This window comes from Streptococcus parasalivarius (genome assembly GCF_054785155.1).
On sequence record NZ_BAABOB010000008.1, the window covers coordinates 37032 to 63941 of the forward strand.

A 26910-nucleotide genomic window follows, 5' to 3' on the forward strand; every position below is an offset into this window, starting at 1 on the left:
TTAAGACAAAAAATATATTGGGGAAAAATTGAATATGGAAAATAAAGTACGCTATAAACTGCACAAAGTGAAGAAGCAGTGGGTTACTTTGGCTGTCGCTTCAGCAGCTTTGGCTACCATTGTTGGTGGTAGTGTTGCCACAACTTCACTTGTTTCGGCAGAAGAAACAAATAACTCTAATGCCTCACCTTCAACAACTACAGTCGGGGAAAATACAAATCCTGTGGTTGAAAAAGAGGTAGGAGCAACAACTGAAGTGGCAAATACTTCAAATGCCACGACAACAGAGCGAGCAGCAATTACTGCTGACAAACCGGCTGAAACGACAGTTCAACCAAATTCAGGAACAACTAGTGACAGTGCTACAGCAGTAGAGGTTGAAGCAAAACCTGAAACGACTGCTAAGCCAGAAGTAGCAGCTAAACCAGAAACAGCTACATCAACGGAAGTGGCAACCAATGCTGGACTTGCTGCCCCAACGGCTGAAAAGTCTAATGAGCTTTCAGAGGCTGAAATTAAGGCTGCTGTATCACTTGATAATATTAAAAAAGAAAAAGATGGTAAATATTACTATCTTTTAGAAGATGGATCACACAAGAAAAACTTTGCCATTACTGTAAATGGTCAGGTCCTTTATTTTGATGAGAATGGTGCCCTTTCAAGCACATCAACTTATTCATTCACACAAGAAACAACAAATCTTGTCACTGATTTTACAAAAAATAATGCTGCCTACGATTCAACAAAAGCAAGCTTTGAACTTGTTGATGGTTATTTGACAGCTGATAGTTGGTACCGTCCAAAAGAAATCCTTGAAGCAGGAACAACTTGGAAAGCGTCAACTGAAAAAGATTTTCGTCCACTTTTGATGTCTTGGTGGCCTGATAAGGATACTCAAGTAGCTTACTTGAACTATATGACTAAGGCTCTTAGCAATGGTGAAGAAACAAAAGATGTCTTTACGATTGAAAATTCTCAAGCTAGCTTGAATGCCGCTGCTCAAATCATTCAACGTAAGATTGAGGTTAAGATTGCTGCTAATAAGTCAACAGACTGGTTACGTCAGTCAATCGAGGCCTTTGTTAAAGACCAAGATAAATGGAACATTAACTCTGAATCTCCAGGTAAAGAACACTTCCAAAAAGGGGCTCTCCTCTTTGTTAATAGTGATTTAACGAAGTGGGCTAACTCAGACTACCGTAAACTTGACCAAACGGCAACAAGTCGTTTGGCAAACGATAAGATCAAGAGTGGTAGTGATGCTGGTTATGAGTTCTTGCTTTCAAGCGATATCGACAACTCAAACCCAATTGTGCAAGCTGAAATGCTTAACCAATTGTATTACTTCATGAACTGGGGACAAATCGTCTTTGGAGACAAGGACAAAGATGCTCACTTCGATGGTATCCGTGTTGATGCTGTGGACAATGTCAGCATCGATATGCTTCAATTAGTGTCTTCATACATGAAGGCTGCTTACAAGGTCAATGAGTCTGAAGCACGTGCCCTTGCTAATATCTCAATTCTTGAAGCTTGGTCTCAAAATGACCCATATTATGTAGACGAACATAATACGGCTGCCCTTTCTATGGATAATGGTCTCCGTTTGTCTATTGTTCATGGATTGACTCGTCCAGTAACTAATAAAGGTACAGGTGCTCGTAATGCATCAATGAAGGACCTTATTAACGGTGGTTATTTCGGTCTTTCAAACCGTGCGGAAGTTACATCATATGATCAACTTGGTTTTGCAACCTATCTCTTTGTTCGTGCACATGACTCAGAAGTTCAAACGGTTATCGCAGACATTATCAGCAAAAAAATTGATCCTACAACAGATGGATTTACTTTCACATTAGATCAATTGAAACAAGCTTTTGACATTTATAATGCTGATATGTTGAAAGTTGATAAGGAATATACGCATTCAAATATTCCTGCTGCCTATGCTTTGATGCTTCAAACAATGGGTGCAGCAACACGTGTTTATTATGGAGACTTGTATACTGATAATGGTCAGTACATGGCTAAGAAATCACCATACTTTGATCAAATCACAACCCTTCTTAAAGCGCGTCCTAAATATGTAGCTGGTGGACAAACATCTTATATCCACAATCTTGCTGGAGATGGAGTGTCATCTGCTAAAGACAATAAAGAAGTTTTGGTTTCTGTCCGTTATGGTCAAGATTTGATGTCTAAGACTGATACAGAAGGTGGAAAATACGGTCGCAATTCTGGTATGTTGACCCTTATTGCTAATAACCCAGATTTGAAATTAGCAGATGGTGAAACGATTACCGTAAACATGGGTGCTGCCCACAAGAACCAAGCCTACCGTCCACTCTTGCTTGGTACGGATAAAGGTATCGTGTCATCGTTGAATGATTCAGATACTAAGGTTGTGAAATATACAGATGCACAAGGAAATCTTGTCTTCACAGCTGATGAAATCAAAGGCTTTAAGACTGTTGATATGAGTGGTTACCTTTCAGTATGGGTACCAGTAGGTGCGACTGACGATCAAAACGTTCTTGCTAAACCATCAACAAAAGCCTATAAGGAAGGGGATAAGGTTTATAGCTCTTCTGCAGCACTTGAAGCACAAGTGATTTACGAAGGCTTCTCAAACTTCCAAGACTTTGTTAAAGAAGATAGTCAATACACTAATAAATTGATTGCAGCTAATGCAGACCTCTTCAAGTCATGGGGCATTACATCATTTGAAATTGCACCTCAATATGTCTCATCTAAGGATGGAACCTTCCTTGATTCTATCATTGAGAATGGTTATGCCTTCACAGACCGTTATGACTTTGCCATGAGCAAAAACAATAAATACGGTTCAAAAGAGGACCTTCGTGATGCCCTCAAGGCTCTTCACAAACAAGGTATTCAAGTCATTGCTGACTGGGTTCCAGACCAATTGTATACCCTTCCAGGTAAAGAAGTAGTGACAGCTACTCGTACAGATACGCATGGTAAGGTGCTTGATGATACTAGCTTGGTTAATAAACTCTATGTGACAAATACCAAATCATCAGGTAAGGATTTCCAAGCACAGTATGGTGGTGCCTTCCTGGATAAACTTCAAAAACTTTATCCAGAAATCTTCAAAGAAGTTATGGAAGCGTCAGGTAAGACAATTGATCCATCCGTTAAGATTAAACAATGGGAAGCTAAGTACTTTAACGGTACAAACATCCAAAAACGTGGTTCTGACTATGTTCTCAGCGATGGTAAATTGTACTTCACCGTTAATGATAAAGGTACCTTCCTTCCAGCTGCCTTGACTGGTGATACAAAAGCTAAGACTGGATTTGCTTATGATGGTACAGGTGTTACTTATTACACAACATCAGGTACTCAAGCTAAGAGCCAATTTGTAACATATAATGGCAAACAGTACTACTTTAACGATAAGGGTTACCTCGTAACTGGTGAACAAGCTATCGATGGTTCAAACTATTTCTTCTTGCCAAATGGTGTGATGTTTACTGATGGTGTTATTAAAAATGCCAAAGGTCAATCATTGGTTTATGGTAAATCAGGTAAATTAACGACTCAAACTGGTTGGAAAGAAGTTACCGTTAAAGATGACAATGGTAAAGAAGAAAAATTCTACCAATACTTGTTCAAAGGTGGAATCATGGCCACAGGTTTGACTGAAGTAGAAGGTAAGGAAAAATACTTCTATGACAATGGTTACCAAGCTAAAGGTATCTTCATTACTACTAAAGATGGACATTTGATGTTCTTCTGTGGCGATTCAGGTGAACGTAAGTACTCAGGCTTCTTTGAACAAGATGGTAATTGGTACTACGCTAATGATAAGGGCTATGTTGCCACTGGATTTACTAAGGTAGGCAAACAAAACCTTTACTTCAATGAAAAAGGTGTTCAAGTTAAGAACCGCTTCTTCCAAGTTGGTGATGCCACATACTATGCAAACAATGATGGTGATGTTCTTCGTGGTGCCCAAACCATCAATGGTGACGAGCTCTACTTTGATGAGTCAGGTAAGCAAGTTAAAGGTGAGTTCGTGAACAATCCTGATGGTACGACTTCATACTACGATGCAATCACAGGTGTGAAACTTGTTGATACATCACTAGTAGTTGATGGTCAAACCTTTAATATCGATGCTAAGGGTGTTGTGACTAAGGCACATACACCAGGCTTCTATACTACTGGGGACAACAACTGGTTCTACGCAGACTCACATGGTCGTAATGTGACAGGTGCACAAGTTATCAATGGTCAACATCTCTATTTTGATACTAATGGTCGTCAAGTTAAGGGTGGCTTCGTAACGAACACTGACGGTAGTCGTTCATTCTACCACTGGAATACTGGTGATAAGATGGTTTCTACCTTCTTCACTACTGGTCATGATAAATGGTATTATGCTGATGATAAGGGTAATGTCGTTACAGGAGCTCAAGTTATCAACGGTCAAAAACTCTTCTTTGGTACTGATGGTAAGCAAGTTAAAGGTGGCTTTGCAACAAACGCTAATGGCACTCGCTCATATTACCATGGGGCTACCGGAGATAAGTTAGTATCAACTTTCTTCACTAGCGGAGACAATAACTGGTATTATGCTGATGCTAAAGGAGAAGTAGTTGTCGGTGAACAGACAATCAATGGACAACACCTCTACTTTGACCAAACTGGTAAACAAGTGAAGGGGGCAACAGCTATGAATCCTGATGGATCAATCTCTTACTATGATGTCCATACAGGTGACAAGGCTATTAATCGCTGGGTTAAAATTCCTTCAGGGCAATGGGTATACTTTAACGCCCAAGGTAAAGGCTACGTGTCAAATTAAGATTAATGAATGAAAGAAGTCAATCACTTTTGTGGTTGCTTTTTTCGTAAAAAATTGTCAAACTTTTATACATTCAGGTCATTTGTCTGGCCAAAAAGTGGTATAATAACTCTTGCTAAATCTTTATTTTGGAGTACACATGGCTAAGTCAAAAAATACTATTGAAAGTCGGATAGATTACTCGATTCTCTTGCCAGTCCTTATCCTACTACTGGTTGGTCTGGTCTCGGTATTTATCGCGACAAATTTTGATTACCCAAAGAATCTTGTGCAAGTCATGTCTCAGCAAGTACTATGGATTTTTCTAGGTTCAGTACTTGCTTTTGTTGTCATGTTATTTAATACAGAGTTTCTTTGGAAGGCAACCCCCTGGCTCTATATGTTTGGCCTGGGGCTTATGGTTCTACCTCTCGTTTTCTATTCACCTGCTTTGGTTGCCTCGACAGGGGCAAAAAACTGGGTCAGCATTGGATCAGTCACCCTTTTCCAACCATCAGAATTTATGAAGATATCCTACATCCTTTTTCTTTCGAGAATAGGTGTTTGGGCTAAACAAGGAAAGGAAGTAACTGAACTTCAAGATGACTGGTTGCTACTTTTCCAATATGTAGCGGTCACGCTTCCTGTCTTAGGTCTACTGGTTCTTCAAGGTGATATGGGGACAGCCTTAGTCTTCCTCGCTATTTTAGCAGGTATAATAGTTGTTTCGGGGATATCCTGGCGTATTATCTTGCCGGTAGTTCTAGCTTTTGCAGTGGGATTAGGCTTGTTTGTAATGGTATTTACCACAGATTGGGGTAAGGAAGCTATGCTCAAGATGGGGGTGCAAACCTACCAGATTAACCGTATCTCAGCTTGGTTGGATCCCTTCACTTATGCAGATGGTATCGCCTTTCAACAGACACAGGGGATGATTTCGATTGGTACTGGAGGAATCTATGGTAAAGGCTTTAATCATCTGGAGTTGAACGTACCGGTTCGTGAGAGTGACATGATTTTCACAGTTATTGCGGAAGATTTTGGTTTGGTAGGTGGTGGATTGGTTCTTCTAACCTATCTCTTCCTCATTTACCGCATGTTGCGAGTGACGTTCAAATCTAACAACCGTTTTTATACCTTTATCTCGACAGGTTTTATCATGATGATTGTCTTCCATATTTTTGAAAATATTGGGGCAGCAGTGGGAATTCTTCCTTTGACAGGTATTCCTTTGCCTTTCATTTCTCAGGGGGGATCATCGCTCATCTCTAACTTGATTGGTGTTGGTTTGGTGCTTTCAATGGCTTATCAAACCAACCTCAACGAAGAAAATAAAATTCTATTGGCTATGTCTCGTCGTATGCGTACGTCTGGAACTAGTCAAGTGAAACCTGTTTCTAAGAGTAAGCCTAAGAAGAACAAGTCTTCGAAGAGTGTTACTAAGGCCTCTCAAGAATTGGGCAAGGCTAAAGATAAGGTTGATAAGGCTACTGTGAAAGTACGTCAAACTATTTCTCAAAATACGCCTAGCCTCCACCAGGGCAAGCGTCGTAAGGGTTCTAAAAAGAAACCGACACGTAAACACTAATTAGAAGCAAGTTGGGCAATCCAACTTGTTTTTCTTTATAAAAAAATAGGGTCTGTCCCCTTCTCTTTAGGTCTCCCTGTGGTATAATAGAAGGCGACTATTTCGAAAGGGGTTTGCTATGATAGAGACAGCCAAGCAGCAAGAACGTGCTATTTTAGTAGGTGTTGAATTGCAAGAGACAGAGCATTTTGACATGTCCATGGAGGAACTTGCTAGTCTTGCCAAAACAGCAGGAGCAGAGGTTGTAGCTAGCTATACCCAAAAACGTGAACGCTATGATAGTAAGTCCTTCGTAGGTTCAGGGAAATTAGAAGAAATCAAGGCCATGGTGGACGCGGATGAGATTACTACGGTAATTGTCAATAACCGTTTAACGCCTCGCCAAAATACCAATCTTGAAGCAGCATTTGGCGTAAAAGTCATTGATCGCATGCAATTGATTTTGGATATCTTCGCCATGAGGGCTAGGAGTCATGAAGGAAAACTTCAGGTCCATCTAGCTCAGCTCAAATACATGTTGCCTCGTTTAGCTGGTCAGGGGATTATGCTAAGTCGTCAAGCGGGGGGCATTGGTAGCCGCGGACCCGGTGAAAGTCAGTTGGAGCTCAATCGTCGTTCTATCCGTAATCAGATTGCGGATATTGAACGTCAATTAAAGATTGTTGAGAAGAACCGAGAGACCATTCGTGAAAAGCGTGTCGACTCAGCTACCTTTAAAATTGGCTTGATCGGTTATACCAATGCTGGGAAATCAACCATTATGAACCTTATGACGGATGATAAGCAGTATGAGGCCAATGAACTTTTCGCGACTTTGGATGCAACGACAAAGAAAATTTACTTAAAAGATCAGTTTCAGGTGACCTTGACAGATACGGTTGGTTTTATTCAGGATTTGCCAACAGAATTGGTTGCTGCCTTTAAGTCGACGCTTGAAGAAAGTCGGAATGTGGACCTCCTTTTGCATGTCATCGATGCTAGTGATCCTAATCACGAAGAGCATGAAAAGGTGGTTTTAGATATCCTTAAAGACCTGGACATGACTGATATTCCTCGCCTAGCTATCTATAATAAGATGGACGTAGCGGATAACTTAGTAGCAACAGTCTTTCCTAATGTTCGTCTCTCAGCACGTGACAAGGGCAGTCGTGAGGCTCTGCGAAGACTCTTGATTGATGAAATTCAACAGATTTTTGAACCCTTTAGTATTAAGGTTCATCAGGACCAAGCTTATAAACTGTATCAGTTGAGTCAATTAGCCTTGCTAGATAGCTATAGTTTTGAAACAGAAGTGGAAGAAATTACAGGCTATATTTCACCGAAAAATAAATGGAAATTGGAAGAGTTTTATGACTGATTTGATGGATTTAGCTTTAAAATATGGTGGTTTTACAAGTTTAGATAAGGTGTATCTGGAAAACACCTTGTCAGACCTTTCAGACAGTCAAAAACTGGCCTTCATTACGCCACCACCAAGTGTTATTAATGCTTATTTTGCAGAGATTTACCAGAAACAGTCTCCAGAAGCAGCAACGGATTACTATTTGGAGCTTTCGAAAGAATTGAACCTCTTTAATCCAGTACCATCTTTTGATGAACACAAGCCCTTTATTCGTCTCAATTTGTCAGGAAAATCTTATGGTTTTTGCTATGAAAATGCCGATGAAGTGGCCCTAGTCTTTGCAGAGCATTTAGAGGTTCCAACGGCTAGTATTTTATTTGAGCTTGCTCAAGTTTTCCCACAGTATAAGGTTTATCTTGAAGGGACTCAAGTTAAAATGGCCAAGGTTGACTTTGATGAAGAAGTGTTGGAAGAGTTGACACCTGAGACTCAGTTGCTTAGTCGTGTAACTAAACTGAAGGGGAACGTCATTAAGTTATCTAGCTTCAATCAAGATGAATTAGTGGAACTTTTATCTCAATATAAAGGGCAAACTGTTTATTATGGCTTTGCTCAGCGTGAATGCCTGGCTTATATTGTCCAGAAATAAGAAAAACGATAGATAGAAAGTATAGAAAGTCATGGAATTACAATTTTTAGGGACGGGCGCGGGACAGCCATCCAAGGCTCGTAATGTATCGAGTCTGGTTTTGAAGCTACTCGATGAAATCAACGAAGTATGGATGTTTGACTGTGGGGAAGGAACCCAACGTCAGATTTTAGAAACAACAATCAAACCTCGTAAAGTTAAAAAAATCTTTATTACACATATGCACGGGGACCATATCTTCGGTCTACCTGGTTTCTTGGCTAGTCGTTCCTTCCAATCTAGCGAAGAACAAACGGACCTTGAAGTTTATGGTCCAGTTGGTATTAAACAATACGTCATGACTAGCCTTCGCACCTCGGGGACACGTTTACCTTACCATGTGCATTTTAAGGAAATTGATGAGCATAAGCTAGGCTTGGTTATGGAAAATGACAAGTTCGCTGTTTATGCAGATAAGTTGGATCACACCATTTTTTGTGTTGGTTACCGTGTGGTTCAAAAGGATCTTGAAGGGACCTTGGATGCTGAGGCTCTTAAAGCAGCAGGTGTGCCATTTGGACCACTTTTTGGTCAAATTAAGAATGGTCAAGATGTGGTTCTTGAAGATGGAACGAAAATCATTGCCAAGGACTTCATTTCCGCGCCTAAGAAAGGTAAAGTTATCACTATCTTAGGTGATACCCGTAAGACGAATGCCAGTGTTCGTCTTGGATTGGGGGCAGATATCTTAGTTCACGAGTCTACTTATGGTAAGGGCGATGAAAAAATTGCCAAGAGCCATGGGCATTCAACCAATATGCAAGCAGCACAGGTCGCTAAAGATGCTTCAGCTAAGCGCCTTCTTCTAAATCATGTATCAGCACGATTCTTGGGACGTGATATCGGTAAGATGGCAGCAGATGCCAAAACGATTTTCGAAAACACCCACATCGTTCGTGACTTGGAAGAGGTAGAGATTTAATGGCTAAACAACGTATTATCGCTATTACTGGTGCCTCAGGAGGCCTTGCACAAGAAATTGTCAAACAGCTCTCACCCAGTGATGGTACTATCCTCTTAGGACGAGACAAGGACAAACTTGAGAAATGTTATCGCCATGTGGAAAATAAAACCTGTCTTTCTATTGACCTTAGAGACGACAAGGCCATTAAAGAAATGGTCGATTATCTCTATCAACGATTTGGACGTATTGACGTCTTTATCAATAATGCTGGCTTCGGCGAATTTAAGTCTTATGATAACTACACTAGCCAAGAAGTCCGTGATATGTTTGATATCAATACCTTTGCGACGATGACCTTTTCACGCTTGATGGCTGAGAAAATGGTGGAGCAAGGTCATGGGCATATCATCAATATCGCTAGTATGGCAGGGAAAATTGCGACAGCCAACTCAAGTGTCTATGCAGCGACAAAGTTTGCGGTAATTGGCTTTTCAGATGCCCTGCGTTTAGAGTTGGCTAATAAGGGAGTCTATGTGACTACGGTCAATCCAGGTCCCATCCGAACCACTTTCTTTGACCAAGCAGATCCAGAGGGGACTTATGTTAAAGCCGTGGATCGCTATATTTTAGAACCAGACTATGTGGCTAAGAAAATTGTCAAAAACTTTGGAAAACCAAAACGTGAACTCAATCTTCCTAGGCTATTGAATGTGGCCCATAAACTCTATACCCTTTTCCCTCGTATCTCGGATAAACTAGCTACCAATATGTTTAACTACAAATAAGGGGATGCCAGATGGCAGCTAATATTCAAGCCTATTTAGAAAACATCCGGAAACCCTGGGGTCAAATCTATTATGATATTCTTTTTGACCAATTACAGGACATCAAGGGGAAGCGAGTTCTTGATTTTGGCAGTAGCTTTGGCCCTGTGTCCAACCACCTAGCGTAAGAAAATAGGAGTCCTAGCTGTGGAACCCAATGAGGAAATGGTAGGTTTACGGGCTCAGGACAACCCTTATTAGCAACTAGTCGGAAGTTTGGAGAGGAGTTAAGATGTTAGATTACAAACAAGAGATTCCAGCGATGGCAGACCTACTCGCACTCTATAGCTCGGTCGGCTGGACCAATTATACCAACAATCCAACCATGCTAGAAGAAGCTGTCAAAGCCAGTCTATGGCAGTTGGCGGTCTATGATAAGGAAGAGTTAGTAGCCTACATTCGCTTAGTAGGGGATGGCCATTCTGTCATTTTTGTACAGGACCTCTTGGTGCGACCAGATCACCAGCGCCAAGGCATTGGCACGAAACTCTTAGAAGAGGCTTTAGAGACGTTCCCCCATGTCTATCAACGGCTCCTTGCCACTGATCGTAGCGAGAAAAATTTAGCCTTTTACCAATCCCTGGGATTTGTCGAACTTTCAGAGCAAGCTTGTACAGGGATGATTTATAAATATTGATGTAGAGGATTTCCAAATAGGGAATCTTTTTCTTGTTTTTCCTAATATTACTTGAAAATGATAGTAGAATAGAGTTAGTTAACGTAAAGAGGAGAAGGGAATATCTGAGAAAACACAAGTCAAATGAGGAGCGATACCCAGTTTTTTATTTTGTCTAGAAAAGCAGGTCTTGATTGGAAATGTACCACGAGTCTAAACACCTTCCTATGTTTTCCATTCTCTTTTTAGGAAACTTAGGTTTCTATCCACTATGATAAATTTTTTCATGTTATAATAGGTAGACTAGATGACAGGGAGAAAATATAAAAACATGATTACATCAACGTATGATTGGAAAATAAACACAAAAGAGCCAGATGCTGGCTTTTTTAAACTTGCCAAAGAACATGGACTGGCAGAAACAGCAGCCAAGATTGTCTATGAACGTGGCATTACGACAGAAGATGTTCTTGAAGACTTTCTAAAGGCTGATTTATCACACCTTCATGATCCTTTTCTTCTTCATGATATGGATAAGGCAGTGGCTAGAATTCGTCAGGCCATTGAAAATTATGAGCAAATCTTAGTCTATGGGGACTATGATGCAGATGGTATGACATCAGCATCGATTGTCAAGGAAGCCCTTGAAATGATGGGCGCTGAAGCTCGAGTCTATCTGCCTAACCGTTTTACAGATGGTTATGGGCCAAACGAAAGTGTCTACAAGTACTTCATTGAACAGGAAGGCATTTCGCTCATTGTTACAGTAGATAATGGGGTAGCGGGGAATGAGGCTATCGCTTATGCGCAAGAGCAAGGTGTGGACGTTATCGTTACAGACCATCACAGTATGCCGGCACAGCTTCCAGATGCCTATGCCATTCTCCATCCAGAGCATCCAGATGCCGATTATCCTTTTAAGTATTTGGCAGGTTGTGGTGTAGCTTTCAAATTGGCAACTGCCCTCCTTGAAACTATTCCTACTGAGATGTTGGACTTAGTAGCCATTGGTACCATTGCCGATATGGTTAGCCTAACGGATGAAAATCGTATTATGGTCAAGGTCGGCCTGGAAATTCTAAAGACTACTGAGCGTATTGGGCTTCAAGAATTGCTCCGTATTTCAGATGTAGACCCAACAACGATTTCTGAAGAAACGGTAGGATTTAAACTGGCCCCTCAACTCAATGCCTTGGGGCGCTTAGATGATCCAAATCCAGCCATTGAACTGCTGACCGGATTTGACGATGAAGAAGCCCAAGCCATTGCTCTGGAGATCAATGCTAAAAATGAAGAACGTAAGGAAGTTGTTCAAAAAATCTTTGATGAAGCCATGACTATGGTGGATTTGGATAAACCTGTTCAGGTTTTGGCCAAGGAAGGTTGGCATCCTGGTGTCCTAGGTATTGTGGCGGGGCGTATCATGGAACAAATCAGTCAGACAGTCGTGGTTTTGAATATTGAAGATAGCTTGGCTAAGGGTTCAGCCCGTAGTTTGGAATCTATCAATATCTTCGATGCCCTTGATGACCACCGAGACATCTTTATTGCTTTTGGCGGACATGCTGGAGCGGCGGGAATGACACTTCCTGAAGAAAATCTTGGACGACTATCAGAGATTTTGTGTCATTATGTTTACGATAATGACATTGATACGAGTGCCAAAAATACGTTAAATTTAGACGAGGAGCTCCAACTCAGTGAGCTTAGCTTGGATACCATTAAGAGCCTAGAAAAACTAGCACCTTTTGGTATGGATAATAAAAAGCCAGTCTTTTGGCTACATGATATTACCGTTACTCAAGCTAGGACTATGGGGCAAAATGGAGCCCATCTTAAGTTTAAGGTTAAGCAAGGCAAGGATAGCTTTGATGTTGTGGTCTTTAATAAAGGTCATTTGCTTCAAGAATTCCAACAAGCTCAGGGTTTGGAATTGGCAGTGACCTTGTCTGTTAATGTTTGGAATGGTCAGACAACACTCCAGCTCATTCTAGAAGATGCACGTGTGGATGGTGTTCAATTATTTGATTTTCGCTCAAAAAATATGGCACTGCCTGAAGGCCTACCAACGGTAGAAGAAGCATCAGACACTGAACCTGCGGTTGTCCTCAACACCTTACCTGATTCAGCGACAGAAGTAAAAGAGTGGTTTGAAGGTAAAGATTTCCAGGCTATCTATTTTAAAAATAGTATTAAGGAAGCCTATTATCTGACAGGTTATGGAACTAGAGAGCAATTTGCAAGACTCTATAAAACCATTTACCAATTCCCAGAATTCGATGTCCGCTATAAACTGGATGAGCTCAGTCATTACCTTAAAATCGATAAGATACTTCTGATTAAGATGATTCAGATTTTTGATGAATTGGATTTTGTGACTATTGATAATGGTGTTTTGACAGTCAATAAAGAAGCTGAAAAACGCGAGATTGAGGACAGTCAGATTTTCCAAGATCTTAAACGTCTCGTCAAGTTCCAAGAACTTATGGCTTTAGGAACACCACAGGAAATTTATGACTGGCTTTATAAGGAGAACTAGTGCTTAATCTAAAGGATTCGTCTTGAAATGAGGGTTAGCATTTTCTAAATCTGAAGATTCATGCTATAATGACATGTAAATATTTTTTTGGCGAAAAGCCTATAGGAAGAACAAATGAAATTAGAAGATTATATTGCATCTATTGAAAACTACCCTAAAGAAGGGGTTACTTTCCGTGATATTAGTCCTTTGATGGCTGATGGAAATGCTTATAGCTATGCTATTCGTGAAATCGTTCAGTATGCGACTGACAAGAAGATTGACATGATTGTTGGTCCCGAAGCACGTGGTTTCATCGTTGGATGTCCAGTTGCCTTTGAACTTGGTATCGGATTTGCGCCAGTTCGTAAACCTGGTAAATTGCCACGTGAAGTGATTTCGGCTGATTATGAAAAAGAGTATGGTATCGATACACTTTGTATGCATGCCGATGCAATCAAACCAGGCCAACGTGTGCTTATCGTTGATGACCTTTTGGCAACTGGTGGTACCGTCAAAGCTACAATTGAAATGATTGAGCGCCTAGGTGGAGTTGTTGCTGGTTGTGCCTTCTTGATTGAGCTTGATGGTCTTAATGGACGTAAAGCTATTGAAGGTTACGATACTAAAGTATTGATGAACTTCCCAGGATAAATCTATCTATGAATTAACAAAAGGCCTTAGGGCCTTTTTAACTCTTTTAAAACATAAGTGTTCTCTAAATATAGTTTAAAGCTATAGCTAACTAGAGAAAATATATATTTGATAACAATACCTCCCCGGTTTATAATATGAAGATAGAATAAATAAGGATGGAGATATTGTTATGCCTATAAAACTTGATAATAAGTTGCCAGCTCTTGATGTATTGCGTTCGGAAAATGTCTTCATCATGGATGAGAACAGAGCTAGTAGCCAGGATATTCGACCAATGGAGGTCTTAATCCTAAATCTTATGCCAACTAAAGAAGTTACAGAAACTCAGTTACTACGTCTTTTAGCTAATACGCCACTTCAAATTAACGTCGAGTTTCTTTATATGGCTAGTCATAAGTCAAAAAATACACATGCCGAACATATGGAAACTTTCTATAAGACTTTTGATGAAATTAAGCATAAGTATTATGATGGTCTCATCGTAACAGGTGCTCCTGTTGAGCAAATGCCATTTGAGGAAGTGGATTATTGGCAAGAATTAACACAAGTTTTTGATTGGTCTAAAAAGCATGTTTATTCAACCCTTCATCTGTGTTGGGGAGCTCAAGCAGGTCTCTATTATAAGCATGGAGTCGACAAGGTTCCATTGTCGGAGAAATTATCTGGAATCTATAAACAAACTGTTGACATGCCTGAAAACTTCCTTATGAATGGCTTTGATGATAGCTTTATGTCACCGCACTCACGCTATACAGAGGTTAGGCTCGAGGATATTAAAGCCAAGACGGATTTAGATATTGTTGTGTCAGGACCAGAGGTTGGCTTATCCATTCTAGCAAGTAAGAATCTTCGTGAAGTATATAGTTTCGGTCATTTTGAATATGACCGTGATACTCTGGCAAGAGAATACCGAAGAGATTTGGATGCAGGCATTAATCCAGACGTACCAGCAAACTATTTCCCAGAGGATGATCCAAGTCAGGAGCCTAAACTGCGTTGGAATCTTGCGGCATCTGCCTTCTTTAGTAATTGGATTAACTATGCGGTATATCAAGAAACACCTTATCGTTTAGAAGAGTTGGAAGACGATTTTTCATTCTACGGTTATTTGTAGTAGACAGTCTCAAAAGACTTATGTGAGAGCATTTGACTTTTTGGGGTGTCTAGCTACTCTGAAAGGTAAATATGAGTTTTTTTGAACAGTATCGATCAGGTAATCTGGTCCTTCCTAATGCTTTATTTTTCCACTTTAAGGATATTTTCCCATCTGCGGATGACTTTCTGGTTTGGCAGTTTCTCTATCTACAAACGACAACTCAGATTGGAGAAGTGGCTTCTAGTCAGATCGCGCAAGCAACTGGGAAGACGCCAACTGAAGTTAATAAAAGTATTACGACATTGACTGAGGCTGGACTTCTTGATTTCACGACTATTAAGATTAACAATGAAATTGAGATGGTTGTAGATGCCTCACCTGCCTTGGCAGTGTTGGACAAGTTAGTGAGCAATGAAAAGACAACGGCAGGACCTGTCGTTGGTCAGCCAACAAATACCCAGCTTATCAAGCAATTAACAGATGAATTGGAACAAGCTTTGGGAATCTTGAATCCAATGGTTGTCGAAGATTTAAACAAGGAAATCCAAGAAGAACATACTGATCCCGAACTTATCCGTGAGGCTTTGAAAGAAGCAGTATTTAACCGCAAGACAAATTGGAATTATATAAAAGGAGTTCTTCGTAACTGGAAATTAAGTGGTATTACAACTAAAATTCAAGTTGAAGAGCGTCGTTTGGAGCATCAAGGTAAGAAGCACCATCATCAGGTTTCTGATGACTTCAAAACAGGAATGGATGCCGCCCGTCAATTATGGGGTGGCCAATAATGTTAGGAAGAAAACGTGTTAATGAGGCTCTAGCTCTCATGGGAGAGATGTTTCCCAATGCTCATGGAGAGTTGGAGTGGGAAACTCCTTTCCAGCTATTAGTTGCTGTTATTTTATCAGCCCAGACAACAGACAAGGCTGTTAATAAGATTACACCAGGCTTATGGGCGCGTTATCCAGAAATTGAGGATTTGGCTTCTGCCAACCTCGATGATGTTGAGATGTGTTTGCGAACGATTGGTCTTTACAAGAATAAAGCAAAGAACATCATCAAGACTGCTAGATCTGTTTTAATGAATTTTGATGGACAGGTTCCGAAAACGCATAAGGAATTGGAAAGTCTACCTGGTGTGGGACGAAAAACGGCTAATGTGGTTTTAGCTGAGGTTTATGGCATTCGTTCGATTGCAGTAGATACCCACGTCTCACGTGTTTCCAAAAGGCTAAATATCGCCCCAGAGGATGCTAGTGTAGAGGAAATCGAAGCAGAATTGATGAAGAAAATCCCAAAGAAGGATTGGATTATCAGCCATCACCGTATGATTTTCTTTGGACGCTATCATTGCTTAGCTAAGAATCCTAAATGCCAGACCTGTCCTCTTCAAAGTTATTGTAAGTATTATAAAGAAACAACTAAGAAATAAGCTGAAGAATGTGATTTTCTTTGGCTTTTTACAACTGTAAGAATTTGTTACAAACTAGTAACTTGACAAAAGTCTCAGGCTTTAAGAAAATAGAAGAAACGATTTAGAAGCAGGAGCGATTTAGTGAATGGCTGAATTCAGTAATGAAGAGTATCTGAGAGCCTTAGCTGATAATGGTGATAGAGAAGCAGCCAAAGAATATGAGCAAGCTTTGGATAATCGTATTTTTCAGTTGCAGATTTCATTGGCTCAAACGAGTGATCCACAGGGTCGTAGGGAAGTGCAAAAGCTCTTGGAGCAAGAGGAAAAGAAAAAAAGGGACTACTTTCAAGAAAAAGAGGAAAAAGCTGTGAGCGAATTTAGACGTCGTAAAAATGAAACTACAAAGGGAAGAAAAGTTTCGAGTTTTGACAAACTCAAAGATCCTAAAATCATTAGATGGGTAATTGGAGTTGTTGCAGTACTTGCAGTGGTTATTCCTGTTGTTACCTTGATGTGGTATAGTAATAACCAAAAAGAGAGTGAAACAAATCCATGGAAAAACGGTCAGTTGGCAAAAAGTAAGGAAGCAGCTGCAGCATCATCTGATAATCAATCCTCTCAAGTTGATACCTCATCTTTGTCTGATCAACAGTTAGAAGACTGGGTTGTTTCTACCTATGCTAAAGAACAAGGTTCAACTGGAGAAAATTATAAAAATCTAGGTTGGAATGTTTATTCATGGACGGATGATGATGATAACCTAGTTTATGCTCAACTTTATGATGCCTATGGTAATGATGTTCTTCTTTTCCGTGTAGATAAGAAGGGACAACTCGAAGCCTATGGTGGTATTGACGGTTCAAGCGATTCTTGGGACGTCGTTTCAAAAACTTATACAACCGATTAATGAAACTATATAAAACACCTGACTATGGTGGTTGAGACTGTCTTTTGACAGTCTTTTTTGGTATAATTTAAGGTAATCGTGTATACAATTAAAAAGCTGACTGAGAAGATTTGGGGATGATGGTTCTACAGAACTTTTTTAATGTCTTCAGGTTTTCGAGGATAGGTTAAATAAAGGAGAGTTGTCGTGTCAGACTATTTATCGGTCACATCCTTAACCAAATATTTGAAAATGAAATTTGACCGTGATCCTTATTTAGAGAGGGTATATTTGACGGGACAGGTTTCCAATTTTCGTCGCCGCCCGAGTCACCAATATTTTTCGCTTAAGGATGAAGGAGCTGTTATTCAGGCGACGATTTGGGCTGGAGTTTTCAAAAAACTTGGTTTTGAACTCGAAGAAGGTATGAAGATCAATGTCGTAGGTCGTGTCCAGATTTATGAGCCTAGTGGCTCTTATTCCATTATTATCGAGAAGGCTGAGCCGGATGGTATTGGAGCTTTGGCTATCCAGTTTGAACAGCTTCGTAAAAAATTGACTGCAGAAGGCTACTTTGATGATTGTCATAAGCAAGCACTGCCTAATTTTGTCAAAAAAATCGGGGTTGTCACAAGTCCTAGTGGTGCGGTTATTCGAGATATTATTACGACCGTTAGTCGTCGTTTTCCAGGGGTAGAAATATTACTTTTCCCTACCAAGGTTCAAGGTGAAGGAGCTGCACAGGAAATTGCTGAAAATATTCAAAAAGCCAATCAAAGGGATGACTTAGATATACTTATCGTTGGTCGTGGTGGAGGTTCTATTGAAGACCTCTGGGCTTTTAACGAGGAAATTGTTGTTCAGTCCATTTTTGAGAGTCGTCTACCTGTGATTTCAAGTGTTGGTCACGAAACAGATACGACTTTGGCTGACTTTGTTGCGGATCGTAGGGCTGCTACACCTACAGCAGCGGCAGAACTTGCTACTCCAGTATCAAAGGCCGATACCTTGGTTTGGATTCGTGAAAGACAAAATAGAGCTTATCAAGCCTGTTTGAGACGTATACAGTACAATCAAGAACGTTTAGCTAAACTGTCACAATCTGTTGTCTTTAGGCAACCTGAGCGCCTATATGATGGTTATTTACAAAAGTTGGATCGACTAACAACAAGGCTTGAAACCTTCGTGAGCCAGGATTTCGAGCGAAAGCAAAAAAAAGCGGAACTTTTGAAACAACGCTTACAAGGCTTAAATCTTCTGACCAGTGTTCGGAACTATCAAGACCGTCGAGAGTCTTTGCAACGTTTATTGGTGACCACAACCAAGAACACCATTAATGGTAACCGTGTGAGATTAGAAAAGGCACAGGATGCTTTATTGTCTCTAGATACTAGCCGTATTGTTGCAAGGGGTTATGCCATTGTCAAAAAAGATGATAAACCTTTAACCAGTACCAAGAATATTACCGAAGGTGATCAATTAACCGTCCAAATGAGAGATGGAGAACTAGAAGTAGAGGTGAAAAATGTCAACTAAAAAAACATTTGAGGAAAATTTACAGGACTTAGAAGCCATTGTCACTAAGCTCGAAACAGGTGATGTTGCTCTTGAGGATGCTATTGCTGAGTTCCAAAAAGGTATGGCCTTGTCTAAGGATTTGCAGAAGACCTTGGAAGATGCTGAAAAAACACTAGTTAAGGTTATGCAAGCAGATGGTACAGAAACGGAAATGGATGCCTAATGAGCAAGCTAAATAAAATTGATGCGGCTATCCGTGATTACTACCAAAAAAAGAATCTTCCTGTATCAGGTGATTTAATCACTGCTATTCTTTATTCAGTTGATAGTGGCGGTAAGCGTATTCGTCCACTGATTTTCTTAGATTTGCTTGAAGGATTTGGTTTAGAGCTAACTCCTAGTCATTTCGATGTTGCAGCGAGTCTTGAAATGATTCATACTGGAAGTCTGATTCACGATGATCTGCCGGCTATGGATGATGATGATTACCGTCGAGGACGTTTAACCAACCATAAGAAATTTGATGAAGCAACGGCGATATTGGCTGGCGATTCTCTCTTTTTGGATCCCTTTGATCTCCTAGCCCAAACAGAGCTATCGGCAGAAATTCGAGTTCAATTGATTCAAGCATTGTCTCATTCCTCAGGCACCTTCGGTATGGTTGGTGGCCAGATGTTGGATATGAAGGGTGAAGGTCAGGAACTTGATTTATCGCAACTGTCTAAAATTCATGAGCATAAGACAGGTAAGCTTTTAACCTTTCCTTTTGTGGCGGCTGGTATTGTTGCTCAAAAAAATCTAGAGGTTTTGGAAAATCTGAAAGAAGCTGGTCGCCTGATTGGTCTTGCCTTTCAAGTCCGTGATGATATTTTGGATGTGACGGCTGATTTCGAAGAACTTGGAAAGACACCTGGAAAAGATGTAGTAGCGGGGAAATCAACCTATCCGGCTCTTCTTGGTCTGGAAAAATCACATGCTATCCTCGAGGAATCACTCAATAAAGTGGAGGCTATTTTCCAAAATCTAGCTGAGACTCAAGGTTTCAAGAAAGACAGTATTATAGAAATCATAGAAAGGTTACGACTCCATGCCTAAGGAAAGAGTAGACGTCTTGGCTTATAAACAAGGCCTTTTTGAAACACGAGAACAAGCAAAACGTGGCGTAATGGCAGGTTTAGTTGTTAATGTTATCAATGGTGAGCGTTACGATAAACCTGGTGAAAAAATCGACGACGGTACAGAGTTGAAGCTTAAAGGTGAAAAACTTAAGTATGTGAGTCGTGGAGGACTCAAACTTGAAAAAGCTTTGGAAGTTTTCAGTCTGTCAGTTGAAGGTATGACGACCATTGATATCGGAGCCTCAACAGGTGGGTTTACTGATGTTATGCTTCAAAATGGGGCCAAACTGGTTTATGCTGTTGATGTCGGCACCAATCAGTTGGTTTGGAAATTGCGTCAAGATGAGCGTGTTCGTTCCATGGAGCAATATAATTTCCGTTATGCTGAACCTGTTGATTTTACAGAAGGACTACCGTCTTTTGCATCAATCGATGTCAGCTTCATCTCTCTTAATCTGATTCTACCGGCTTTGGCTAAGATATTGGTTGATGGGGGGCAAGTTGTTGCTCTTGTGAAACCACAATTTGAGGCGGGCCGTGAACAAATTGGGAAAAACGGGATTGTCCGTGAGAGCAGTGTCCATGAAAAAGTGTTAGAAACAGTGACTGCTTTTGCGGTTGACTATGGCTTTTCAGTTAAGGGGCTAGACTTTTCACCTATCCAAGGTGGTCATGGTAACATTGAGTTTCTCGCACACTTGGAGAAGACAAATTCTCCTCAAAAGGATGCTCAAACCACTATTAAGGAAGTTGTAGCACAAGCACACAAGGAGTTTAAAAAGAATGAAGAAGAATGATCGTTTGGAGTTAATCCGAAAGATTGTCCAAGAAAATAAAATTACGACTCAAGGAGAATTGGTAAAATTACTCCAAAATGAGGGGTTAAAGGCTACTCAAGCGACTGTATCGCGTGATATCAATGAAATTGGTATTACCAAAGTACCAACTGAAGACGGTTCTTACATCTATGGGCTCTCAACTGCTCCTAGACGAGTAGGTGGAACCTCTGTTGCGACTCGTCGCTTGTTGCGCGTTGATCGTCAACATGCCTTTATGAATATCGTTGTTCAACCTGGGACAAGCCGCCTCATCAAGAAGATTCTTTTAGATGAGTACAAGCATTTGATTTTTAGTGTTATTGCTGATGATGATACCCTCTTTTTAGTGGCTCAGTCAGAGTTAGCAGCTATTGAACTACAGGGGCAAATCATTAAGTGGGTTGAAGAATAGGAGGGCCTATGCTTCTCGAAATTACGATAAAGAATTTCGCAATTATTGAAGAGATTTCTCTAAACTTTGAGAATGGTATGACCGTCCTTACTGGTGAAACAGGTGCTGGTAAGTCCATTATTATAGATGCTATGAATCTTATGTTGGGTGCTAGGGCTTCAAGTGAGGTTGTCCGTCATTCAGCATCTAAGGCTGAAATTCAGGGCTTCTTTTCAATCGAACAAAATCCTGCCTTGGTTAGTATCTTGGAAGATAATGGGATTCCTGTTGAGGATGAATTGATTATCCGTCGTGAAATCTTCCAAAATGGTAGAAGTGTTAGTCGTATCAATGGGCAGATGGTCAATTTAACGACGCTTAAGGCTGTTGGGCACTTCTTGGTAGATATCCATGGACAACATGACCAGGAAGAACTTATGAAACCTGCTCTGCATATTACCATGCTTGATGCCTTTGGTGACAAGAAATTTTTCCAGACTAAGAAAGAGTACCAGGAGTATTTTGACCGCTATCGTGAGTTAAGAAAATCCGTTCTTGAAAAGCAGAAAAATGAGCAGGAGCATAAGGCTCGAATTGAAATGTTAGCATTTCAGATTGCAGAAATTGAAGCAGTCTCTCTAAAATCAGGAGAAGATTTGGCTTTGATGCAGGAGCGAGACAAGCTTCTTAATCATAAGCAGATTGCTGATACCTTAACAAATGCCTATGTCATGCTGGATAATGAAGATTTTTCAAGCCTTTCAAATGTTCGTTCTGCCATGAATGACCTCCAGTCTCTTGAAGAGTATGACTCTGATTACAAAGAACTCTCTGGAAATCTATCAGAAGCCTATTATGTTCTGGAAGATGTCACTAAGCAACTAGGTGATTTTTTGGATAATCTGGACTTTGATGCTGGGCGTTTACAAGAGATTGAACACCGCTTAGATACCATTAATGCCATTACTCGTAAATATGGTGGGACTGTCGATGACGTCTTGGATTATCTGGAAAATTCAAGTAAAGAATACAATCTTCTGACAGGAAACTCTAGCTCGTCAGATGCTATGGAACAAGAGCTTAAGCAACTTGAAAAGGACCTGCTTGCGTCTGCGGAGACCCTACAAACAGCACGCCATCAAATTGCTACGGCTCTTGAAGCTGAGATTAAGAACGAGTTATGCGACCTCTATATGGATAAGGCTGATTTTAAAGTCACCTTTACTAAGGGGAAATTTAATCGTGATGGTAATGAGCAGGTTGAGTTTTACATCTCAACCAATCCAGGTGAAGGCTTTAAACCGCTTGTTAAGGTAGCTTCAGGTGGTGAATTGTCTCGACTCATGTTGGCGATTAAGTCAGCCTTTGCCCGCAAAGAAGATAAAACAAGTATCGTCTTTGATGAGGTTGACACTGGCGTTTCAGGACGTGTTGCCCAAGCCATCGCTCAGAAGATTCATAAGATTGGGAGTCATGGTCAGGTCTTGGCCATCAGTCACCTTCCGCAAGTTATTGCTATTGCTGATTATCAGTTCTTTATTTCTAAGGAAAGCGATAACGAGACAACTGTCTCTCGTGTTCGTCTTTTGACACCTGAGGAAAGGGTGCAAGAAATCGCTAAGATGTTAGCAGGTGATAACGTGACGGAGGCTGCCTTGAGCCAAGCAAGAGCTTTGTTAAAGGTGGATGACTCTCTTTAGGAAAAGACTTGGGAAAACCTTTCCAGTCATGCTATAATAGAATAAAAATTTGTGTTAAGCGAGAAAATTATGAGTAAAATCAGAATTGTAACCGATTCGTCAATCACGATTGAACCAGAATTGGTTAAAAAATATAATATCACTGTTGTCCCATTGTCGGTAATGGTGGACGGTGTCATCTATTCAGATAGTGACCTTCGAGAAGAAGGCCGTTTTTTGGAAATGATGAAGCATAGTAAAGAGTTACCAAAGACAAGCCAACCACCTGTAGGTTTGTTTGCTGAGACATATGAAAATCTTGTCAAAGAAGGTGCAGAACAAATTGTGGCAATCCACATTATGCACACACTCTCTGGGACATGTGAAGCCTCACGTCAAGGAGCTAGTCTTTCAGGAGCAGATGTCACTGTCATCGATTCAGGCTTTACGGATCAATGCCTCAAGTTTCAAGTTGTTGAGGCAGCTAAATTAGCCGAAGCAGGAGCTAGTCTTGATGAGATTGTGGCTCATGTTGAAGAAGTGAAAAATAAATCAGAACTTCATATTGGTGTTTCTACCCTTGAGAATCTGGTTAAAGGTGGTCGTATTGGACGTGTAACAGGTCTTCTGTCTTCATTGCTCAATATTCGTGTCATCATGGAGTTGAAAGACTATCAGTTGAATACGATTGCTAAGGGTCGAGGAGCTAAGACTTTCACGAAATGGTTAGATTCTTATATTAATGGTATCAAAGATAAGGACCGCAAAGTGGCAGAGATTGGTATTTCTTATGCAGGGACACCTGATTTAGCACATGAACTGGCTGAAAAACTTGAGGTTTTGGGTGCTCCAATTTCAATCCTTGAGACTGGTTCCATCATTCAAACGCACACTGGTGAAGGCGCCTTTGCCGTAATGGTTCGTTATGAATAAGTGGAAAGAATCAGAATTAGTTAGAAGCCTTGTAGGCTTCTTCTTGCTTTTTCTCTTATTTGTCGGACTCTTCATTTTTATCGTTCCTAGTACGCATCAGTCATCAAAAATTGCAGAAAAGATCAAATCTATCAAAAATGAAAATGTGACCTATGTTGCTATTGGGGATTCCCTTACTCAAGGAGTAGGTGATAGTAGTAATCAAGGAGGATTCGTTCCTGTGCTATCACAGGCATTAGAGTCAGATTTTGACTGGCAAGTGACTTCTCGTAACTACGGTATTGCGGGGAATACGAGTAATCAAATTCTCAAAAGAATGCAAGAAAAGAAGGATATTCAAAGAGATCTCAAAAAGGCTAAAGTGATGACTCTGACAGTTGGTGGTAATGATGTGATCCATGTCATTAAGGACAATATCACGAATCTTAATGTAGCTACCTTCACTAAGCCTGCTCAGGCCTATCAAAAGAGATTAAGACAGATTATTGAGCTAGCTCGCAAGGAAAATAAAACATTACCAATTTATATTGTTGGTATTTACAATCCTTTTTATCTTAATTTTCCAGAGATGACAGAAATGCAAACTATTGTAGATAATTGGAACCAGTCTACTGAAGAGGTGTGCAAAGAGTACGATAATGTGTATTTTGTTCCTGTAAATGATTTGCTTTATAAGGGAATTGATGGTAAGGGCGGTGTTACGAGTTCTGATGATACCTCTCAGTCTAGTAAATCTTCTCAAGATAGCCTGAACGATGCTCTTTTTGAGGATGATCATTTTCATCCAAATAATACAGGTTATCAAATTATGTCAGATGCCATTTTGAAACGTATTAACCAAACAAAGAAGGAGTGGTCAGGTGAATAAGATATGGAAGTGGCTATTTTTAGGACTCTTGGCCTTAAATCTAGCCTTAGTAAGTGTTGTGACATATAGAATCATGACTCCAGTGGAGACGACAAGTTCTGTATCCCTACCCAAGGGAGCAACTAAAATTGGAAAATATAGTATGACTAAGGATGAGCTTGACGCTGCTCTTACAGGCTTTGCCCAGGATTATTCGACTGATAAGATGCGTTTCAAGGTCAAGGTTACCAATTCTAAAATTGTTTTTGAAAGTAGCTATAAGGTTTTAGGTCATCCTGTTCCTCTATATGTCTATTTTACGCCGGTTGTTAGTGAATCAGGAGCAATTGTACTGCATGTTTCTGAGCTTTCAGCTGGAACCCTGAAACTGCCTGTTTCGGATGCCCTTAAGATGATTAAACGTTCGACTAACCTTCCTGATTACATCGCAATCGATAGTAAGAAGGGAAAGGTAACCCTAAATATTCAGTTTATGAAGAATGAGAAGGGGATAACAGCACGTGCTCAAAGCCTAGATTTGGTTAATGACCGTATCGAATTTGACATCTATAAGACAATAAATTAAAAAGCCTTTACTTTTTGCAAAAAAGCGATTAAATTAGCGTTTATTACTTGACCTCATAGGTCTTTTAGGATAAGATAATACTTGTTCAAGCGCTAAAAAAACTATTCGCTTAGAAATAAATTGGAGGATTGTTACAATGGCTAACAAACAAGATTTGATCGCTAAAGTTGCAGAAGCAACTGAGCTTACTAAAAAAGATTCAGCAGCAGCTGTAGATGCAGTTTTCGCTTCTATCGAAGAATTCCTTGCTGCAGGTGAAAAAGTACAATTGATCGGTTTCGGTAACTTTGAAGTACGCGAACGCGCTGCTCGTCAAGGTCGTAACCCACAAACTGGTGAAGCTATCTCAATCGCAGCTTCTAAAGTTCCTGCATTTAAAGCTGGTAAAGCTCTTAAAGACGCAGTTAAATAATGTAAAAACCCCTAAGATTTTAGGGGTTTTGATTTATACGAAATAAGTTAAGGAAATCTATGAAAACCATAACAGTGGTATTGATTTTTCTTTTGGTTTTTACTGTTATTAAACTATCAGGTATTGTTGCTATTAGCAAACTGATGAAGCCAAGTGAAGAACAAATTGAAGAAGCTCGTCAGAAACGTCTTCAAGCTGAAAAAGAGGGCAAGGACCCTTTTGAAGATTGGGATGAACGCGATGATGATGGTCTTGTCTAATAAGAGAATCCTCATCAAATAACAAAAAAGTTTGGAAAATCTTCCAAACTTTTTTTATAGACTAGTCGATGTAGTGAAGTTTTCCTCGGAAGTCTTCAAGAGTTTCGTAACCTTTTTCTTCCATGATTTCTTTAAGTTCTTTAGTAATACGGTCAAAAATAGCAACACCTTCTTTTTGAAGGGCAGTACCAACTTGTACCATACTTGCGCCACAAAGGATGTGTTCAAAAGCATCACGACCAGATTTTACACCACCAGTACCAATAATTTGGATTTCAGGTTTCAAACGTTGGTAGAAAGCATGAACGTTTGCCAAGGCAGTAGGTTTGATGTAGTCACCACCTATACCACCAAAACCATTCTTAGGTTTGATGACAACAGACTCATCTTCAATGTAAAGGCCATTACCAATTGAGTTCACACAGTTAACAAAGACAAGTGGGAATTGGTTGAAAACGGCAGCAGCTTGGTCAAAGTGCACAATATCAAAGTATGGTGGTAATTTCACACCAAGAGGTTTCGTAAAGTAAGAAAAGACTTCAGTTAGGATCTCGGTTGTTGTTTCAAAATCGTAAGCGATTTGAGGTTTACCCGGAACGTTAGGACATGAAAGGTTGAGTTCAACCAGCCCTTCATAGTCACTTTCTTGAACTTTTTTAAGAATGGTGTGTGTTTCCTCAGGTGAAAGACCAACGAGAGAAAGAAAATGATTTTTTGTATTTGGTTGCTTTTGTAATTCAATGACATAGTCAAGGTAGTATTCGAAACCGTTATTTGGCAATCCCATTGAGTTGATTGACCCAAGAGGTACATTCACATAACGTGGTTCAGGATTACCGGGACGGGCCTCAAGTGTTCCTGTTTTTGTGACAAATGAACCTGCAGCTGAAGCCTCAACCTCTGCCAATTCTTCCTTAGTCATACAATGAACACCAGCGGCATTCATAAGACAGTTATCAAACGTAAACTGACCAACTTTTGTAGCAGTAGAAACCATAAGAT

At 40.2% G+C, this 26910-nt stretch carries 25 protein-coding genes and 1 pseudogene; 25 read left to right on the forward strand and 1 reads right to left on the reverse strand.

Annotated features, from left to right (window positions below; translation table 11 throughout):
* Nucleotides 1–34 precede the first annotated feature (34 nt).
* From ACYVQ1_RS08450 to ACYVQ1_RS08570, 25 genes and pseudogenes are all read left to right on the forward strand, one after another.
* The gene (locus ACYVQ1_RS08450) at nt 35–4834 is read left to right on the forward strand and encodes a glycoside hydrolase family 70 protein (RefSeq protein WP_461250413.1); all 4800 of its coding nucleotides are present in this window, start codon (nt 35–37) and stop codon (nt 4832–4834) included.
* A gap of 139 nt (nt 4835–4973) precedes the next feature.
* Nucleotides 4974–6143 (forward strand): annotated as a pseudogene (locus ACYVQ1_RS08455) (FtsW/RodA/SpoVE family cell cycle protein); the annotation flags it as partial.
* A gap of 376 nt (nt 6144–6519) precedes the next feature.
* The gene (gene hflX / locus ACYVQ1_RS08460) at nt 6520–7758 is read left to right on the forward strand and encodes a GTPase HflX (protein WP_461250414.1); all 1239 of its coding nucleotides are present in this window, start codon (nt 6520–6522) and stop codon (nt 7756–7758) included.
* Nucleotides 7751–8392 (forward strand): cystathionine beta-lyase, encoded by a 642-nt coding sequence (locus ACYVQ1_RS08465; RefSeq protein WP_461250415.1) that lies wholly within the window; start codon nt 7751–7753, stop codon nt 8390–8392. Before hflX ends, ACYVQ1_RS08465 begins: the two co-directional genes overlap by 8 nt.
* Before the next feature lie 31 nt (nt 8393–8423).
* Nucleotides 8424–9353, forward strand: coding sequence for a ribonuclease Z (rnz, locus tag ACYVQ1_RS08470; RefSeq protein WP_175060683.1), 930 nt, complete (start codon nt 8424–8426; stop codon nt 9351–9353).
* Complete coding sequence (locus ACYVQ1_RS08475; RefSeq protein ID WP_461250416.1) at nt 9353–10120, forward strand: SDR family NAD(P)-dependent oxidoreductase; 768 nt, start codon at nt 9353–9355, stop codon at nt 10118–10120. The genes rnz and ACYVQ1_RS08475 overlap by 1 nt, the downstream gene beginning before the upstream one ends.
* A gap of 11 nt (nt 10121–10131) precedes the next feature.
* The gene (locus ACYVQ1_RS08480) at nt 10132–10287 is read left to right on the forward strand and encodes an SAM-dependent methyltransferase (RefSeq protein ID WP_461250417.1); all 156 of its coding nucleotides are present in this window, start codon (nt 10132–10134) and stop codon (nt 10285–10287) included.
* 104 nt (nt 10288–10391) lie between these two features.
* The gene (locus tag ACYVQ1_RS08485) at nt 10392–10796 is read left to right on the forward strand and encodes a GNAT family N-acetyltransferase (RefSeq protein WP_461250418.1); all 405 of its coding nucleotides are present in this window, start codon (nt 10392–10394) and stop codon (nt 10794–10796) included.
* A 310-nt stretch (nt 10797–11106) separates the two neighbouring features.
* Nucleotides 11107–13314 carry a single-stranded-DNA-specific exonuclease RecJ gene (recJ, locus tag ACYVQ1_RS08490; protein WP_461250439.1) on the forward strand — a complete coding sequence of 736 codons (2208 nt, stop codon included), beginning with the start codon at nt 11107–11109 and terminating at the stop codon, nt 13312–13314.
* A gap of 114 nt (nt 13315–13428) precedes the next feature.
* On the forward strand, nt 13429–13947 hold the full coding sequence (locus tag ACYVQ1_RS08495) for an adenine phosphoribosyltransferase (RefSeq protein WP_104020892.1): 519 nt from the start codon (nt 13429–13431) through the stop codon (nt 13945–13947).
* Nucleotides 13948–14119: 172 nt separating this feature from the next.
* On the forward strand, nt 14120–15064 hold the full coding sequence (gene metA, locus ACYVQ1_RS08500; protein ID WP_201553115.1) for a homoserine O-acetyltransferase MetA: 945 nt from the start codon (nt 14120–14122) through the stop codon (nt 15062–15064).
* 71 nt (nt 15065–15135) lie between these two features.
* Complete coding sequence (locus ACYVQ1_RS08505) at nt 15136–15834, forward strand: DnaD domain-containing protein (RefSeq protein ID WP_002890756.1); 699 nt, start codon at nt 15136–15138, stop codon at nt 15832–15834.
* Nucleotides 15834–16478: an endonuclease III gene (nth, locus tag ACYVQ1_RS08510; RefSeq protein ID WP_461250419.1), complete on the forward strand. Its 645-nt coding sequence runs from the start codon at nt 15834–15836 to the stop codon at nt 16476–16478. The genes ACYVQ1_RS08505 and nth overlap by 1 nt, the downstream gene beginning before the upstream one ends.
* A gap of 127 nt (nt 16479–16605) precedes the next feature.
* Complete coding sequence (locus tag ACYVQ1_RS08515; RefSeq protein ID WP_461250420.1) at nt 16606–17367, forward strand: hypothetical protein; 762 nt, start codon at nt 16606–16608, stop codon at nt 17365–17367.
* 186 nt (nt 17368–17553) lie between these two features.
* Nucleotides 17554–18882: an exodeoxyribonuclease VII large subunit gene (xseA, locus tag ACYVQ1_RS08520; RefSeq protein ID WP_461250421.1), complete on the forward strand. Its 1329-nt coding sequence runs from the start codon at nt 17554–17556 to the stop codon at nt 18880–18882.
* On the forward strand, nt 18872–19087 hold the full coding sequence (locus tag ACYVQ1_RS08525) for an exodeoxyribonuclease VII small subunit (protein ID WP_002884058.1): 216 nt from the start codon (nt 18872–18874) through the stop codon (nt 19085–19087). The genes xseA and ACYVQ1_RS08525 overlap by 11 nt, the downstream gene beginning before the upstream one ends.
* Complete coding sequence (locus ACYVQ1_RS08530; RefSeq protein WP_461250422.1) at nt 19087–19959, forward strand: polyprenyl synthetase family protein; 873 nt, start codon at nt 19087–19089, stop codon at nt 19957–19959. Before ACYVQ1_RS08525 ends, ACYVQ1_RS08530 begins: the two co-directional genes overlap by 1 nt.
* Complete coding sequence (locus ACYVQ1_RS08535; protein WP_461250423.1) at nt 19952–20779, forward strand: TlyA family RNA methyltransferase; 828 nt, start codon at nt 19952–19954, stop codon at nt 20777–20779. Before ACYVQ1_RS08530 ends, ACYVQ1_RS08535 begins: the two co-directional genes overlap by 8 nt.
* Nucleotides 20766–21212: an arginine repressor gene (locus tag ACYVQ1_RS08540; RefSeq protein ID WP_002890762.1), complete on the forward strand. Its 447-nt coding sequence runs from the start codon at nt 20766–20768 to the stop codon at nt 21210–21212. The genes ACYVQ1_RS08535 and ACYVQ1_RS08540 overlap by 14 nt, the downstream gene beginning before the upstream one ends.
* Nucleotides 21213–21220: 8 nt before the next feature.
* Nucleotides 21221–22891, forward strand: a complete 1671-nt coding sequence (gene recN, locus ACYVQ1_RS08545; protein WP_461250424.1) for a DNA repair protein RecN — start codon at nt 21221–21223, stop codon at nt 22889–22891.
* A gap of 69 nt (nt 22892–22960) precedes the next feature.
* Nucleotides 22961–23803 (forward strand): DegV family protein, encoded by an 843-nt coding sequence (locus ACYVQ1_RS08550; RefSeq protein ID WP_155212992.1) that lies wholly within the window; start codon nt 22961–22963, stop codon nt 23801–23803.
* Entirely contained in the window at nt 23796–24671 is an 876-nt protein-coding gene (locus ACYVQ1_RS08555; RefSeq protein ID WP_149561287.1) for an SGNH/GDSL hydrolase family protein, read from the forward strand. Before ACYVQ1_RS08550 ends, ACYVQ1_RS08555 begins: the two co-directional genes overlap by 8 nt.
* Nucleotides 24664–25236 carry a YpmS family protein gene (locus tag ACYVQ1_RS08560; protein WP_461250425.1) on the forward strand — a complete coding sequence of 191 codons (573 nt, stop codon included), beginning with the start codon at nt 24664–24666 and terminating at the stop codon, nt 25234–25236. The genes ACYVQ1_RS08555 and ACYVQ1_RS08560 overlap by 8 nt, the downstream gene beginning before the upstream one ends.
* A 136-nt stretch (nt 25237–25372) precedes the next feature.
* Complete coding sequence (locus tag ACYVQ1_RS08565; protein WP_002884048.1) at nt 25373–25648, forward strand: HU family DNA-binding protein; 276 nt, start codon at nt 25373–25375, stop codon at nt 25646–25648.
* A 59-nt stretch (nt 25649–25707) separates the two neighbouring features.
* The gene (locus tag ACYVQ1_RS08570) at nt 25708–25908 is read left to right on the forward strand and encodes a hypothetical protein (RefSeq protein ID WP_002890779.1); all 201 of its coding nucleotides are present in this window, start codon (nt 25708–25710) and stop codon (nt 25906–25908) included.
* A gap of 61 nt (nt 25909–25969) precedes the next feature.
* On the opposite strand, the gene ACYVQ1_RS08575 is transcribed toward ACYVQ1_RS08570, so the two are convergent.
* Nucleotides 25970–26905 (reverse strand): dihydroorotate oxidase, encoded by a 936-nt coding sequence (locus tag ACYVQ1_RS08575; RefSeq protein WP_060971492.1) that lies wholly within the window; start codon nt 26903–26905, stop codon nt 25970–25972.
* Nucleotides 26906–26910 lie beyond the last annotated feature (5 nt).